The following is a 15002-nucleotide window of genomic DNA, read 5'->3' as shown; positions in this document are numbered from 1 at the left end:
AAAAGGAGGAAAAATTATGAATGCAAAAAGATGGATCGCTTTAGGAGCAGCTGCATTTTTGCTCGTTGCTTCAATTGGATTAAATACTATTTTAACGATAACATCAAAAGATTTTACATCACAATTCGAAAATATGTTCGATATAAGTGGTAGTAAATACACTGAGACGCGCATTGAAACAGGCGATTTTAATAAACGTATTGCTGTATTAACAGTGAACGGTACAATTCAAGCTGGTGGGGGCTCTGGTTCTTTATTAGGTGGTGCTGCAAGCTACAACCACCAATTTTTTATGGAACAATTAGAGGCGATTTTACAAGATACTTCGATTAAAGGTGTCGTTTTAAAAGTGAACTCACCTGGTGGTACTGTAATTGAATCGAAACAAATTTACGACAAAATTAAAGAAATTAAAAAAGAACGTAAAATCCCTTTGTATGTATCAATGGGTTCAATGGCCGCTTCTGGTGGTTATTATATTTCAGCGCCTGCTGATAAAATTTTCTTAGATGAAGAAACGATAACAGGTTCAATCGGCGTAATTATGCAAGGCATGAATTATGGTAAATTAGCAGAGAAGTATGGCATTGAATTTGAAACAATTAAAACAGGTAAATACAAAGATATTATGAGCTCAACACGTGAAATGACTGCAGATGAGCGTGCGATGCTACAAGAAATGATTAACGATTCCTACGAACGATTTGTAGATGTTATTGAAGATGGTCGTGGCATGAGTGAAAAAGATGTAAAAAAAGTTGCTGATGGTCGCATATTAAATGGTAAACAGGCGATTAAAGCGGGCTTAGCAGATGAACTTGGCTATGTAGATGATACGATTGAAGCGATGAAAAAGGATCATAAATTAAAAGGTGCAGAAGTATTTGAATACAATACAACAGAAGCTTGGACTTCTTTATTTTCTGTAAAAATGAATAATTTATTTGGCGGTTCTGCTGAAACACAAGCGATTAGTAAAATTCTTTCTGACTATAATTCTGCACCGCGCATGATGTATATGTACGGTGATGAGTAAGGGGCGATGAAAATTGACGGAATTTGTTGAGGTAAACGCGATTAGTCATGAGCCAGTACAGGTTAGAAAAGTAGAACAATATAAATTGAAGCCAGCTGGGTTTTGGGTACGTTTTTGGGCATATTTATTAGATTTAGCTGTCATTGCAGCAATTTCAGGTTTAACCGTGAATCCGCTTTTTCGTATTTTCGGATGGGATTTAGCGAATACAATATGGTATGCGCCAGTGACGATTATTTCGAGTTTTATTTTCTATCTATACTTTGTCATCATGACGAAGTTTTGGAGCCAAACGGTAGGGAAGATGGTACTTGGACTTAAGGTTATATCAGCAAAAGAGGGTAAATTAACATGGGGTACGGTTCTTTTCCGAGAATGGATTGGCCGTTTCTTTTCGGCGACATTACCATTTATATACTGGGCAGTGGCCTTTACACCAAATAAAAAAGGCTTGCATGATTTTATTGCAGATACAATTGTAGTTCATGAAAATACTTATGAGAAACATGATAAGGTTGTACGAGTAGAGCGCGTTGAACCAACTGTTACTAAATCAGAGGTTGAAGAAATTCAATCAAACGAAAAAGTAACAGATGCTTCTGAGCTTTCTCAGTTGCAAGAGCCTGACAGACTCTAGTAAGATTAGATTTAAGGAGGCGTTTACAATGGTACAAGTAACATTTATTAATAACCCAGTAACTTTAGTAGGTAACGAAGTGAAAGTAGGGGACCAAGCACCTGACTTCACAGTATTAGCTCCAGACCTATCTGAAAAAACATTACATGATTTTGATGGTAAAATACGTTTAATTAGTGTAGTTCCTTCATTAGACACAGGTGTTTGTGACGCACAAACACGTCGTTTCAATGAAGCGGCTTCTGAATTAGGCAATGATGTAGTCATTTTAACAATCTCTTGTGACTTACCATTCGCTCAAAAACGCTGGTGCGGAACAAACGGTATCGAAAATATCCATACATTATCAGATCACCGCGCTACTTCATTTGGTGATGCTTATGGTGTACATATGAAAGAACTTCGCTTATTAGCACGTTCTATATTCATTGTGGATCAAGTGGGTAAAATTGCTTATGTTGAATATGTGTCTGAAGGTACAAACCATCCAGATTACGAAGGTGCATTAGCAGCTGTTAAAGAACTGACAAAATAAAAAATTTTGAATGATAACAACATGAAACCCACTCTGCCTTTTATGAGTGGGTTTCACGTTTGAAGGAGTATATATGGAAACAATTGAAAAGCTCTTTTCCTTTATTAATGAAAATGCCGTGAAGATAGAAGAGGAAAAAGAATTAACTTATTTAGATAGCGTTTTAGAAGTTTTAAATGCGTGGCTTGATGGCGATAAAATACCAACTGGTAAAGTTGCTACGAAGGAAGATATTCGTAAAGCAATTCAATTATCTATTTTAAAAGGTATGCGTGAAAATGCACAGCCTAATCATCAAATGACACCAGATGCATTAGGATTATTAGTAGGCTATTTTGTGGAACAATTTATGGATAACAAGAAAACGGAGGGCTCTAAAATTTCGATTTTAGATCCAGCTGTAGGTACCGGGAATTTATTGTTAACGGTGATGAATTTACTAGAAGACCGAGTTGAAGGAGTGGGTGTAGAAGTTGATGAGCTACTTATTCAACTAGCTGCTGCATCTGCGGATTTAACGGAGCAACCTATTGCGCTTTTCCGTCAAGATGCATTACAAAATTTAATGATTAATCCAGCTGATGCCATTGTCTGTGATTTACCTGTGGGCTATTATCCAAATGATGATGTAGCGAAGGATTTTGAGTTGAAGGCTGCTGAAGGTATGACATATGCGCATCATTTATTTATCGAGCAATCGTTAAAATACTCGAAGGATGGCGGCTATTTATTTTTCTTAGTGCCTGAAAATATTTTTGAATCAGAACAAGCGCAAGGATTGTACAAATATTTACAACAAACAGCGTGGATTCAAGCAGTAATACAATTACCAGACTCATTATTCTCAAATAAAGCGCATGCAAAAAGCTTATTTATCTTACAAAAGAAAAGTGCAGATGGGAAACCTGTGAAAGAAGTATTACTTGCAAAAGTTCCTAGCATGACAAATAAGCAGGCATTAGAAATGTTCTTTGCCAAAGTTCAAATTTGGAAAAAAGAGCAGAAGTAATTAGCCGTAAAAAAGAGAGGCTCCTATTCAATAGGGGCCTCTTCTTGTGTAGAAATTATTCAGCAGCTTGTTCTTGCGTACGTACTACAAGCACGTCACATTTAGAATGACGAACGATGTTTTCAGAAACACTACCGATTAGGAAGCGCTCAACAGCGTTTAAACCAGTTGCGCCACAGATAATTAAATCTACGTCGTATTTTTTAGAAATTTCTTTTGTAATAATTGTTTTTGGAGAACCATATTCGATCAATATATTAACATTTTCTACACCAGCTTCTTGGGCTTCTTTTTTGTAGTTACCAAGTAGTTCTTCAGCAAAACCTTGTGCACGTTCAGCAATAGAACGGTCATATGCTTCAACAGCCGCGAATGAACGAGTATCGATTACATTTACTAAATTTAATGTCGCGTTGTTACGATTAGCAATTGCGACTGATTTTTGGAAAGCCCATTTTGCCTCTTCAGAACCATCTACAGCTACAATGATATTGTTATAAGATAATGTCATATGTAATTCCTCCTTTTAATAATTACCATTATATCATTCTATTGGAACGGAAAAACAGTGGATTTACGAAAGATTTCCAATAAAAGTGTGAACAAAGATATGAAAAGGGGTTAAAATATCCATTTTTCTTGGGTTTCTATAAGACTTATATTTGCAGAATAATAAAAATAATACAATTTTCTAAATTTATACACAAATAAGTATAGAAATCTGATAAAATGAACTTGTTTTTAACTAGAGTTAATTGTGAGTTTTTTTCACATAACAAGAGTTAATATCTTTTTCACAATTAGGAGGATGGATTATGAAGATTGGTATTCCAAAAGAGATAAAGAACAATGAAAATCGCGTTGCTATGACGCCTGCTGGAGTTGTAAACTTAACGGTTTTCGGACATGTAGTATTCATCGAAACGGGAGCCGGTCTAGGATCTGGTTTTACGGATGAAGATTATACAGCTGCGGGGGCTCATATTGTTGCGACAGCTGAAGAAGCTTGGTCTCAAGAAATGGTAATGAAAGTAAAGGAACCGATTGAGTCTGAATATGGTTATTTCCATGAAGGACTTATTCTATTTACATATTTACATTTAGCACCAGAGCCAGAACTAACACAAGCATTGCTAGATAAAAAAGTTGTAGGAATCGCGTATGAAACAGTACAGCTTCCAAACAGATCCTTGCCATTACTAACACCAATGAGTGAAGTTGCTGGTCGTATGGCAACTCAAATTGGTGCGCAATATCTTGGGAAGATGGAAGGCGGTAAAGGGATTCTGCTAGGTGGTGTACCAGGTGTACCACGTGGTAAAGTCACTGTTATCGGTGGGGGAATGGCTGGTGCAAACGCAGCGCAAATTGCTATTGGTATGGGTGCTGAAGTAACGATTATCGACTTAAGCCCAGAACGATTACGCGTATTAGATGACCAATTTGGTCGCGATGTGCAAACACTAGTTTCAAACCCATTCAACATTGCTGAATCCGTGAAAAATTCAGATTTAGTAATTGGTGCCGTTTTAATTCCTGGTGCAAAAGCGCCTAAACTTGTAACAGAGGAAATGATTAAATCAATGTCACCAGGTTCTGTTGTCGTAGATATTGCAATTGACCAAGGTGGTATTTTTGAAACTTCTGATCGTATTACAACACATGATGAACCTACGTATGTTAAACACGGAGTAGTTCACTATGCTGTAGCAAACATGCCAGGAGCTGTACCACGTACTTCAACAATGGCGCTTACAAATAATACAGTTCCTTACGCTTTGCAAATTGCTAATAAAGGCTATAAACAAGCTTGCGTAGACAATGAAGCGTTGAAAAAGGGATTGAATACATTAGATGGTCATGTTACTTTTGCAGCTGTTGCAGAGGCATTAAATCACACTTATGTAGATGCAGATGCATTGTTAAAATAATTAAACAGAAAGCCACTTAGCGAATTTACTAAGTGGCTTTTTTATGTCTTAAAGAATAATTAACTCTTTAGGATATTTAGTTAAGACCTCTACGCCATCTTTTGTAACATATACGTCGTCCTCAATACGAACGCCTGTCACATCAGATTTGTAAATGCCAGGTTCGATTGTAAAGACCATACCCTCTTGAAGTGGCATTTCATTGGCACCGTGAACAGATGGATATTCGTGAACAGAGATGCCTAGGCCATGTCCTAGACGGTGTGTGAAATATTCACCGTAACCTGCATCTGTAATGACATCGCGGGAAATTTTGTCTAAGTCCATCGCGCGTACACCTGGTTTTACTGCAGCAATAGCAGATTCATTGGCATTGCAGACAGCTTCGTAAATTTCTTTTTGAGCGGAAGTAGGTTCACCAAAAGAAACAGTACGTGTAATATCTGAGCAATAGCCGTTATATACAACGCCAAGGTCAAATAAGATGAAATCGCCTTTTTCAATTTTACGTTCACCAGGATTACCATGTGGAGAAGCTGTTTTCTTACCACTTAAAACTATCGTGTCGAATGACATGTAAACGCCCTTTTTCTTCATTGCTAGTTCAATGGCAGATAAAATTTCAAGCTCCGTTTTGCCTTCAGCAATTTCACTACAACCTACTTCAATAGCATAATCTGCTAGAGCAGCTGCTTGGCGTAAATTTTCAAGTTCTTCTTCTGATTTCACTAAACGCATATTATTTATTTGGTTATCTAAGCCAACAAATTTTGTAGCTGGGAAGAAGCTGTTTAATGCTTCTAAACGTTCAACGGTTAAATGTGATTTTTCGATTGCAATATTTTGTAATGAAAGTCCACGTGCTTCTGCAGCTTGATGGAATAATGACCATGCATTATCAGTATCTTCATGACCAACTACTTCATGTGACCAGCCTGCTGCTTTGGCATCGGGTACTTCCATTTTAGGGCAAATTAAAAATGGTTTAGCATCTTGGAAAATCATTACACCAAGAAGTCTTTCGTGTGGATCACTTTTAAATCCAGAAACATAAAACACATTATCAGGTGTTGTCACAAATGCAGCATCAAGATTTTGCATTTTTAAATAGTTTGAGATAGTTTGTACTTTACTCATTATTAATCCCCCTTGAATTGTTTTAATAGGCCAGGGCCCCGAAAATGTGGGTCACGTAACCGTTGCGACAGGGCGCCACCGCATTTATTGTCCAGCTTCAGCGGCCAGACTCTCGAGGTCACCTCCACTTTCTCGGACAAAAGCTGAAGAGATGCTTTTGTTTCAGGCCCGCACGATGCGGGTCACGCAGTCGTTGCCACAGGATGTGGCGTTCTTAGACTGTGTTCCTTTATCCGGTGCTTGTCGAGTCTGAACGGGCCGCTTCAGCATTTCATTTCAATAATACCAAAAAAGAAGGAATAAACGTATTGGTAACGAATAATTTTAGTAAGCCGAAGTATTAGGGGGAAGTAGTTATGAAAATTTCATATCATGGGCATTCAATTGTGAAGATTCAAGTGAATGGATATACGATTTTAATCGATCCTTTTATTAAAGGAAATCAATTAACAGATTTAAAAGTGGAGGACCAAAAGCCAGATGTTATTTTGTTAACACATGGACATAATGATCATGTTGGAGATACGGTCGAGATTGCAATAGCGGCAGATGCTTTAGTTGTGGCGCCATATGAGCTTGCAAACTATTTATCTTGGCAAGGTGTTAAAACACACCCGATGCATATAGGTGGCTCGTACGTGTTTGATTTTGGTAAAGTGAAGTTAACGCAAGCATTTCACGGGTCTTCCTATACGACTGAGGACAATGAAATTATATATACAGGTATGCCTTCGGGTATTTTATTTTTCGCAGAAGGCAAGACGATCTTTCATGCAGGAGATACGGCGTTATTTAGTGATATGAAACTAATTGGGGAGCGGCATCCGATTGATGTGGCATTTTTACCAATTGGGGACAACTTTACGATGGGACCAGAGGATGCAGCTTGTGCGGCGGCTTTTTTGAAACCGAAAATGGTAGTGCCAGTACATTACAATACATTCCCACTAATCGTTCAGGATCCGCATAATTTCGCCGAAATAGTGTCGACTACAGAAGTAATAGTGATGAATCCGGGTGACGAATTAGAGGTTTGAACAAAAAAACAGAAAGAATATGTCTTTCTACTCTATTCGGCTAATGAAAATGACCGGAATGTGGTACACTTAAGCCACAATGATGTTGGAAAATAGGTGATTTTATGGCTACGAAACATGAAAAAATTCTTCAATATATAGAATCACTTCCTGTAGGGGATAAAATTTCTGTGCGACAGATTGCAAAAGAAATGTCCGTGAGTGAAGGAACAGCTTATCGAGCGATTAAAGAAGCAGAAACTAGAAGACTCGTGAGCACGATTGAGCGTGTCGGAACGATTCGAATTGAGAAGAAGAAAAAAGAGAATATTGAAAGACTAACGTTTGCGGAAATCGTTAATATTGTTGATGGACAAGTACTAGGTGGTAGGGGCGGATTGCATAAAACGCTTACGAAATTTGTCATTGGTGCTATGAAACTCGAAGATATGATGCGTTATACCGATGCTGGTAGTCTACTAATCGTTGGAAACCGTTCACGTACGCATGAAAATGCATTAAAAGAAGGAGCAGCGGTTTTAATAACAGGTGGCTTTGATGCAACTGATGAAACAAAAAGGTTAGCTGATCAGTTAGAACTACCGATTATTTCGACAAGCTATGATACATTTACAGTAGCAACGATGATTAACCGTGCGATTTATGACCAATTGATTAAGAAAGAAATCTTATTAATCGAAGATATTTTCGTTACAATGAAAGACACATCTTTCCTAAAATCGACAGATACTGTAAGTGAGTACCATTTGTTAAATGCTTCAACGACCCATGGTGGGTTTCCGGTAGTGGATAAGCATCATAAGATTGTTGGGATCGTGACTTCTCGTGATGTGATTGGCAAACAAGACGTGGATCCAATCGATCGGTTAATGACACGTAATCCTATCACTGTTTCGATGAAAACAAGTGTTGCAACAGCAGGACACCGTATGATTTGGGAAGGTATTGATCTATTACCAGTCGTGGATGATCACGGATTATTACAGGGTGTGATTAGCCGTCAGGATGTGCTGAAGGCGCTGCAAATGGCGCAAAGACAGCCGCAGCATGGTGAAACAATTGATGATCTTGTGAAAAATGAAATCAAGATGGCGCGTGACGAAGAGGAAATCACTGTAGAGTTTACAGTAACACCTCAAATGACGAACCAATTTGGTGCCATTTCATATGGTGCATTTACTACATTGTTAGTAGAAGCGGGAGCTAGTGCGCTAAAAAAATTCAAGCGCGGCGAAAGCGTCGTCGAAAATATGACAATCTATCATATGAAACCGGTGCAAATGGAGACATCTTTAATCGTGAAACCACGTATTTTGGATATGAGCCGTAAATTCGTGAAAATGGATTTCGAAGTATATAGTGAATCCAATTTAGTTGGTAAAGCGATGATGACATTCCAATTATTAGAGCGCTAACGTATTGAAATCGACAAAAAGTGATGCACAAAACTGTGCATCACTTTTTATTCAAATTATATTCTTCTTCAACAAATTGCCCATAGTGGCGAACTCTTTTATTATAATTTACTGCAGTAAATAAGCCGAATAGAATTAAAACTGTACTTATAACATACGTTAAAATGGTGTGGTACATAATGATTTGGTTGATGCCGAAAAAAATTAGTAAACCACCTAAAGCAACACCCGAACGACTCGCATACCAATTTTTGCGAATAGGTAATGTAGAACGGAATTGTTTTGTTTTTAGGTAAAAATAGAAAACAACTGTAATAGCAATTAATATTGCTAGAATAACATTCAAAATATTAGACATGGTGTTCCTCCTATAAAGCAAAGCTGATTATAGTTTAACGATAAATACAGGAAAAAGCGAGAAGAAAAGCTGACTACATTCGTTAAAGACGAATGTAGTCGCAATTTACGTTATCCTGTGAAACTGCAGTAATCAACAAAATGCTAGCCTCTGTGAAGACGGCGATTAAGAGTTCACTATTGTAAAAAGGAGAACGAATATGAAACGAGAAATTGTTGACACAATTAAAAAATATGACACGATTATTATTCATCGTCACGTTAGACCAGATCCTGATGCTTACGGTTCTCAAATGGGCTTACAAGCTATTTTACAAGCGACATATCCGGAAAAAACAGTATATACAACAGGTGAACATGAGGAATCTCTTGCATTTCTAGGCAAGCCAGAAATCGTTGCTGATGACATGTTTGAAAATGCACTTGTCATCGTAACAGACACTGCAAATACAGAACGCGTAGACGATCAGCGCTACAATACAGGGGAGTTTTTGATTAAGATTGATCATCATCCAAATGATGATGCATATGGAGATTTACTGTGGGTTAATACAAGTGCAAGCTCATGTAGTGAAATGATTTATGATTTATTTACTGAAGGTAAAGAAGTAGCAGACTGGAAAATGGATGAAAAGGCAGCGCGTTTCTTATTTGCCGGAATCGTAGGAGATACGGGGCGCTTCATCTATCCAAGTACGACAGAAACGACATTCAACACTGTTGGCGAATTAATTAAATATAATTTCAATCGCACAGAATTATTTGATGGCATGTACGAGTTAAGTCGTGAATTGCTGCATATGCAAGGCTATATATTCCAAAATTTTGTGATGGATGACAATGGTGCAGCTTATATTAAATTGCCAATTGATGTGTTGGAGCAATTTGGCGTTACAGCTTCGGACACTTCTTTATTAGTCGGCTCATTAGGCAATGTTAAAGGTATTAAGGCTTGGGTGATCTTTGTTGAAGAGGCAGATCAAATCCGTGTACGTTTACGTTCAAAAGGTCCGATTATTAATACATTAGCAAAACAATACAATGGTGGCGGCCATCCAATGGCATCTGGCGCAACTATTTATAATTGGGAAGAATCTAAAGTAGTTATCGCGAAATTAAAAGAACTTTGTGCACAATACTAAAAATAGAAGGGAAGAGATGAAGTTGCAAAATGTATATTCACAAATTGTGACGGCTGCTGATATGTTAAAAAGTACGATTCGCATTGACGAGCTCATTTCTTTCTTACAGCAAGAAGATGCCAAGGCAGCGGCGATCGTCAATTCCAAATTGTACGGCTTGTTGCCTTTTTGGCGCGCTTTGAAAAAGGCGAATATTCATCCAGTTGTTGGGCTAACTGTTCATGTTCAGTTTGGCACGCGGCATGTGCGTCCAGTCATTTTATATGCGGCGACACAGCAGGGCTATCAGCATTTATTGAAAATGACTTCAGCTACATCCGTTCGTGAGGGGGAGTTATTACCTTTACGCTGGCTTGAAGGTTATCAAGAGGGCTGTATATTGATGATTCCTATGACTTCACCTGAATGGGCAACGGAAGGGTCATTTGAAGATGTACAAGCACTTCAAGCTATTTTTGGTGGAGATAGATTGTATATAGGGATTGACCGCCCAGGTGGAGTGCAATGTCATATGGAACAGAGTATTATCGATTATTGCCAGGAGCAAAAGTTACCTATTTGTGCGACACAACTAAGCACCTTCATACATGAAGAGCATGCTTTTTCATTTGAAGTAGCAAAAGCTATTGAGCAAGGGATGAAAATGAATAATAGTGATCAATTGACTGCTCGTGAACGTCAGCAATTTTTACCTAATACCGCGCAGTGGCAGGAATGGTTTGCAGATCACCCTGAGTGGCTAATGACAGCTGAGAATATGTTGCTAAGCTGTCAGGTCGAATTGGCGTTTGACAAATTTTTCATGCCGAAATTTCCGACTCCAAAAGGGGAGACTGCCGCTTCTTTACTTGAAGCCAACTGTTTAATAGGGCTACAAGAGCGCGTACCAAATGCAAATGCTGCTTATTCAGAAAGATTGTACTATGAGCTAGGCGTTATTCAAAAAATGGGCTATGCCGATTATTTTTTAATTGTTTCGGATTATATTCAATACGCCAAGAGTAAACAGATTTTGACGGGGCCAGGCCGTGGTTCGTCAGCGAGTTCACTTGTTGCCTATACATTACGTATTACAGATGTGGACCCGTTACAATACGGTTTACTATTTGAGCGATTCTTAAACCCTGAGCGAATTACAATGCCAGATATCGATGTCGATTTCGCTGATCATCGACGCCAGGAAGTCATTCAGTATGTTGCCGAAAAGTATGGGAAAACATATACATCACAAATTATTACGTTTGGCACATTATCAGCTAAAGCTGTAGCGCGGGATGTTGCACGTGTATTTGGCTTCACAAGTGAAGAACTGTCGACAATATCATCGCTTATTCCAAATAAGCTTGGTATTACATTGAGGGAAGCCTTAGAGCAATCTACGGCTTTACGTGAATGGATTGCGGCCTCGGATGTACGAGGAAGATGGATAGAAGTCGCATTAAATTTAGAAGGTCTTCCGCGAAACGCTTCGACACATGCAGCGGGTGTCGTTCTTTGTCCTGAGCCATTAGTAAGTATTGTACCGATTGAGCAAGGCAATGATGGACTGTATTTAACACAATGGCCGATGCAAGAAGTCGAGTCAATTGGCTTGTTAAAAATGGATTTCCTCGGTTTACGTAACTTAACAATTTTAGAGCGAATTCGCTCGATGATTTATTATGATACACATAAGTTTCTTGATTTTGAGAAGATTTCATTGCATGACTCAAAGACTTTCCAGATACTTCAGCAAGGGGATACGACTGGCGTTTTCCAATTGGAGTCTGATGGAATGCGACAAGCATTACGTGAAATTAGACCAACTGTTTTCCAAGATATCGTGGCAGTCAACGCGCTTTATCGTCCAGGTCCGATGGATTTCATCCCTGTTTATAGTAGAAGAAAACATGGCCAAGAACCCGTGATCATGCCACATGCTGTACTTGAATCCATTTTGGGTGAAACATATGGTGTCATTGTTTATCAGGAGCAGATCATGCAAATTGCTTCAGCAATGGCAGGTTTTACGATGGGAGAAGCGGATATTTTACGCCGGGCTGTGAGTAAAAAGAAAAAAGAAATTTTAGATGCAGAACAACAACATTTTGTGGGGAATTCTGTTGCAAAAGGGTTCTCAGAGCAAGTTGCAGTGGACGTATATAATTTAATCGTGCGTTTTGCGAATTACGGTTTCCCAAAAAGTCATGCAGTGGCATATAGTGTCATTTCTTATCATATGGCGTATTTAAAAGCTAATTTCCCTGCATATTTTTATGCCGCACTTTTGACAAGTTCTATAGGGAATCAAGATCGACTTATGCGTATGCTACAAGAAGTGAAGCAAAAAGGTATAGCTTTATTACCACCATCGATTAGTCATAGCGGTCGCTCATTCCGAGTAGAAAATGGAGCTATCCGTTTTGCGCTTTCTGCTATTAAAGGTGTGCCACAATCATTTCTTACAAAGCTTCTTAGCTTACGCAAAAATGGTCATGCCAACTGGCCAGATTTATTTGATTTTGCTCTCGATATGACTGGCGTTCACTTCACGAGAAAAGCACTAGAACCTCTCATTAAGGCGGGTGCATTGGATGAGTTTGACCGTGATCGTGGGCAGCTTTTGGCGTCTATTGAAGCGGTTGTAAAGCATGCCAATCTATATCGACCAAATGATGAAGAGAGCTTATTAAGTGATGATGATTTTTTATTTGGTAAACCCAAATATGCGGATGCGAGCTTAATGCCTGAGAAATTATTGCTGCAATATGAAAAAGAGGTGCTTGGATTTTATATATCGCAGCATCCAATTTTAAAGTTGAAAAAGGAATTACAGTTACAAATGCCGGCAGCTGCAGATATACTACAAGTACAAGGTCGAAAATATGTAAAAATAGTAGGCATTGTTGCTGGAATTAAGCAAATACGGACGAAAAAAGGCGAGCAAATGGCGTTTATGGATCTTGAAGATGAATCTGGTCTGCTTTCTGTAACCATTTTCCCTAGAGAATATATACATATTCAAGAATGGTTGCAAGAAGAGAAAGTTGTCTTAGCGGAAGGATTTGTAGAACAACGTAATGGCAAGCCGCAAATGATTGTTAAGAAATTAACGACAGAGCTAAGTGGAAAATAGATTGAACGATAAAAACTGTGTGATTTTTACACAGTTTTTTTGTTTTTACTTTACTCTTCGAATTATTTTATGTATGCTATTAGAAAAAGTGGTCAGACCACTTTTCTAAACTTATTTTGTCCAAGGAGAATTTCAATGAGTATAGAAAAACCAACTTCTAAAATGTTTATACAAATTGTGAGTGAGTTACGTGCATTAATTCGTGATGAAAATATTCCGGCAGGTGGAAAGATTCCGTCAGAGCGCGTATTAGCGGAGCGATTGAATGTTGGTCGATCATCTGTACGAGAGGCGCTACGCAGTTTAGAACTACTTGGACTCATTGAAACGCGTAGAGGTGGCGGGACGTTCATAACTGATTTCCGAAATCACAAATTAGTAGAAGTATTGTCCACCTTCATATTGCATGAGGAAACAGATCTCGAGAATGTCAATGAAACGCGTAAAATTCTTGAACGAGATGCTATTCGTATTGTGTCAGCAAATGAAACATTACGTAAGTTGCCAGTATGGGATAGTTTGTGTGATAATTTGGAATTAGAAGGAATTATTGCGAGAGAGGATATCATGCGAGAAATCGTTATTGCCTCAGAAAATCGCCTAGTATTGAAAATTTGGATACTGTTAAAGCAATATGGAAAAGAAGCGTATAACGGATTTTCCACAGAGCAGGAACAGCCAATTTTGCAAGCCTTTATAAGTGAATTAATGATAGGGAACACTGCTGAAGCAATTAGCTCGTTTGAAGAGTGGACCGAATTGCTACATAAGGGGAGAGATATTTTATGAGTATAAAAGATTTGTTTAAAAAAAATAAAATAAAAAATAAAGCACGTAATACAAATAAGCATGAAGAGCATGATGTGCCAGAAGGTATTATGACGAAATGTCCAGAATGCCGGCATGTAGAATTAACAAAGGATTTAGTGAAAGATTTGAAAGTGTGCTCAAAATGCGATCACCATTATAAAATGACTGCACAAGAGCGTGTTGCTATTTTCTTTGATGAAGGTACATTCAAATCACTTGATGATCATCTACAATCGGTTAATCCATTAGAATTCCCAAGTTATATTGAAAAAGTAAAATCAGATATAAAGAAAACAGGATTAAATGAAGCAGTATTAACAGGTGTCGGAGAGTTAGAAGGCAAGCAGATTGTTGTCGCAATAATGGATTCACATTTCCGTATGGGTTCAATGGGGTCTGTTGTAGGAGAGAAAATCACACGTGCAATAGAAGATGCTACTGAGCTGGGTGCACCTTTTATTATTTTCACAGCAAGTGGTGGAGCTCGTATGCAGGAGGGGGTTTTGTCTCTTATGCAAATGGCCAAAACAAGTGTTGCCTTACAACGTCATAGCGCAGAAGGAAATTTATTTATCTCAATCATGACACATCCAACAACTGGTGGTGTATCTGCAAGCTTTGCGTCACTTGGTGATATTAATTTAGCTGAGCCAAAAGCATTGATCGGGTTCGCTGGTCGTCGTGTTATTGAGCAGACAGTACGCGAGAAGTTACCTGAGGATTTTCAAACAGCCGAATTTTTATTGGCACATGGTCAGTTAGATGCTGTTGTCAATCGTAAAGACATGCGAAAAACCGTTTCAACTATCGTCAAGCTTCATGTAAAGGAGGCTAATTAATT

At 38.4% G+C, this 15002-nt stretch carries 14 protein-coding genes; 11 read left to right on the top strand and 3 right to left on the bottom strand.

Going from position 1 to position 15002, the window contains the following annotated elements:
* Nucleotides 1-16 precede the first annotated feature (16 nt).
* The 4 genes from sppA to JFL43_RS01635 all read left to right on the top strand — a co-directional run bounded on the left by sppA (nucleotide 17) and on the right by JFL43_RS01635 (nucleotide 3217).
* Complete coding sequence (sppA, locus tag JFL43_RS01650) at nucleotides 17-1036, top strand: signal peptide peptidase SppA (protein ID WP_200747635.1); 1020 nt, start codon at nucleotides 17-19, stop codon at nucleotides 1034-1036.
* Between the two features lie 13 nt (nucleotides 1037-1049).
* Nucleotides 1050-1673: an RDD family protein gene (locus tag JFL43_RS01645; protein ID WP_234447533.1), complete on the top strand. Its 624-nt coding sequence runs from the start codon at nucleotides 1050-1052 to the stop codon at nucleotides 1671-1673.
* 28 nt (nucleotides 1674-1701) lie between these two features.
* Nucleotides 1702-2208, top strand: a complete 507-nt coding sequence (gene tpx, locus JFL43_RS01640; RefSeq protein WP_100794521.1) for a thiol peroxidase — start codon at nucleotides 1702-1704, stop codon at nucleotides 2206-2208.
* A gap of 73 nt (nucleotides 2209-2281) precedes the next feature.
* The gene (locus tag JFL43_RS01635) at nucleotides 2282-3217 is read left to right on the top strand and encodes a class I SAM-dependent methyltransferase (RefSeq protein WP_200747634.1); all 936 of its coding nucleotides are present in this window, start codon (nucleotides 2282-2284) and stop codon (nucleotides 3215-3217) included.
* 55 nt (nucleotides 3218-3272) lie between these two features.
* On the opposite strand, the gene JFL43_RS01630 is transcribed toward JFL43_RS01635, so the two are convergent.
* Nucleotides 3273-3728, bottom strand: a complete 456-nt coding sequence (locus JFL43_RS01630; protein WP_200747633.1) for a universal stress protein — start codon at nucleotides 3726-3728, stop codon at nucleotides 3273-3275.
* A 304-nt stretch (nucleotides 3729-4032) separates the two neighbouring features.
* Between JFL43_RS01630 and ald the strand changes: the two genes are divergently transcribed.
* Nucleotides 4033-5148 carry an alanine dehydrogenase gene (gene ald, locus JFL43_RS01625; protein ID WP_200747632.1) on the top strand — a complete coding sequence of 372 codons (1116 nt, stop codon included), beginning with the start codon at nucleotides 4033-4035 and terminating at the stop codon, nucleotides 5146-5148.
* A 48-nt stretch (nucleotides 5149-5196) separates the two neighbouring features.
* On the opposite strand, the gene JFL43_RS01620 is transcribed toward ald, so the two are convergent.
* Nucleotides 5197-6285: a M24 family metallopeptidase gene (locus tag JFL43_RS01620; protein ID WP_200747631.1), complete on the bottom strand. Its 1089-nt coding sequence runs from the start codon at nucleotides 6283-6285 to the stop codon at nucleotides 5197-5199.
* Between the two features lie 356 nt (nucleotides 6286-6641).
* On the opposite strand from JFL43_RS01620, the gene JFL43_RS01615 reads away from it, so the two are divergent.
* The gene (locus JFL43_RS01615; RefSeq protein ID WP_200747630.1) at nucleotides 6642-7322 is read left to right on the top strand and encodes a metal-dependent hydrolase; all 681 of its coding nucleotides are present in this window, start codon (nucleotides 6642-6644) and stop codon (nucleotides 7320-7322) included.
* A 104-nt stretch (nucleotides 7323-7426) separates the two neighbouring features.
* Complete coding sequence (locus JFL43_RS01610) at nucleotides 7427-8737, top strand: DRTGG domain-containing protein (RefSeq protein WP_100794515.1); 1311 nt, start codon at nucleotides 7427-7429, stop codon at nucleotides 8735-8737.
* A 40-nt stretch (nucleotides 8738-8777) separates the two neighbouring features.
* Here JFL43_RS01610 and JFL43_RS01605 read toward each other — a convergent pair whose 3' ends face one another.
* Nucleotides 8778-9095 (bottom strand): YtpI family protein, encoded by a 318-nt coding sequence (locus tag JFL43_RS01605; RefSeq protein WP_100794514.1) that lies wholly within the window; start codon nucleotides 9093-9095, stop codon nucleotides 8778-8780.
* Nucleotides 9096-9294: 199 nt separating this feature from the next.
* Here JFL43_RS01605 and JFL43_RS01600 point away from each other — a divergent pair, with 199 nt between their 5' ends.
* From JFL43_RS01600 to accD, 4 genes are all read left to right on the top strand, one after another.
* Nucleotides 9295-10236, top strand: a complete 942-nt coding sequence (locus JFL43_RS01600; protein WP_200747629.1) for a DHH family phosphoesterase — start codon at nucleotides 9295-9297, stop codon at nucleotides 10234-10236.
* 16 nt (nucleotides 10237-10252) lie between these two features.
* The gene (gene dnaE, locus JFL43_RS01595) at nucleotides 10253-13351 is read left to right on the top strand and encodes a DNA polymerase III subunit alpha (RefSeq protein WP_234447532.1); all 3099 of its coding nucleotides are present in this window, start codon (nucleotides 10253-10255) and stop codon (nucleotides 13349-13351) included.
* Nucleotides 13352-13486: 135 nt separating this feature from the next.
* Entirely contained in the window at nucleotides 13487-14140 is a 654-nt protein-coding gene (locus JFL43_RS01590; protein WP_200747628.1) for a FadR/GntR family transcriptional regulator, read from the top strand.
* On the top strand, nucleotides 14137-15000 hold the full coding sequence (accD, locus tag JFL43_RS01585) for an acetyl-CoA carboxylase, carboxyltransferase subunit beta (RefSeq protein WP_100794510.1): 864 nt from the start codon (nucleotides 14137-14139) through the stop codon (nucleotides 14998-15000). The genes JFL43_RS01590 and accD overlap by 4 nt, the downstream gene beginning before the upstream one ends.
* Nucleotides 15001-15002: the final 2 nt, after the last annotated feature.

It is taken from the genome of Viridibacillus soli (assembly GCF_016612995.1).
Lineage (GTDB): Bacteria > Bacillota > Bacilli > Bacillales_A > Planococcaceae > Viridibacillus > Viridibacillus soli.
Note: the sequence above shows the minus strand (reverse complement) of the source record. Positions and strands in the feature narration are given on the sequence as shown.

Excerpts from the sequence above, each read along its gene's own strand:
- JFL43_RS01615 (WP_200747630.1), top strand. The coding sequence starts at position 6,642 with ATGAAAATTTCATATCATGGGCATTCAATTGTGAAGATTCAAGTGAAT.
- JFL43_RS01610 (WP_100794515.1), top strand. The coding sequence starts at position 7,427 with ATGGCTACGAAACATGAAAAAATTCTTCAATATATAGAATCACTTCCT.
- JFL43_RS01590 (WP_200747628.1), top strand. The coding sequence starts at position 13,487 with ATGAGTATAGAAAAACCAACTTCTAAAATGTTTATACAAATTGTGAGT.
- tpx (WP_100794521.1), top strand. The coding sequence starts at position 1,702 with ATGGTACAAGTAACATTTATTAATAACCCAGTAACTTTAGTAGGTAAC.
- JFL43_RS01630 (WP_200747633.1), bottom strand. The coding sequence starts at position 3,728 with ATGACATTATCTTATAACAATATCATTGTAGCTGTAGATGGTTCTGAA.
- accD (WP_100794510.1), top strand. The coding sequence starts at position 14,137 with ATGAGTATAAAAGATTTGTTTAAAAAAAATAAAATAAAAAATAAAGCA.
- JFL43_RS01635 (WP_200747634.1), top strand. The coding sequence starts at position 2,282 with ATGGAAACAATTGAAAAGCTCTTTTCCTTTATTAATGAAAATGCCGTG.
- sppA (WP_200747635.1), top strand. The coding sequence starts at position 17 with ATGAATGCAAAAAGATGGATCGCTTTAGGAGCAGCTGCATTTTTGCTC.
- dnaE (WP_234447532.1), top strand. The coding sequence starts at position 10,253 with ATGAAGTTGCAAAATGTATATTCACAAATTGTGACGGCTGCTGATATG.
- JFL43_RS01620 (WP_200747631.1), bottom strand. The coding sequence starts at position 6,285 with ATGAGTAAAGTACAAACTATCTCAAACTATTTAAAAATGCAAAATCTT.
- JFL43_RS01605 (WP_100794514.1), bottom strand. The coding sequence starts at position 9,095 with ATGTCTAATATTTTGAATGTTATTCTAGCAATATTAATTGCTATTACA.
- ald (WP_200747632.1), top strand. The coding sequence starts at position 4,033 with ATGAAGATTGGTATTCCAAAAGAGATAAAGAACAATGAAAATCGCGTT.
- JFL43_RS01600 (WP_200747629.1), top strand. The coding sequence starts at position 9,295 with ATGAAACGAGAAATTGTTGACACAATTAAAAAATATGACACGATTATT.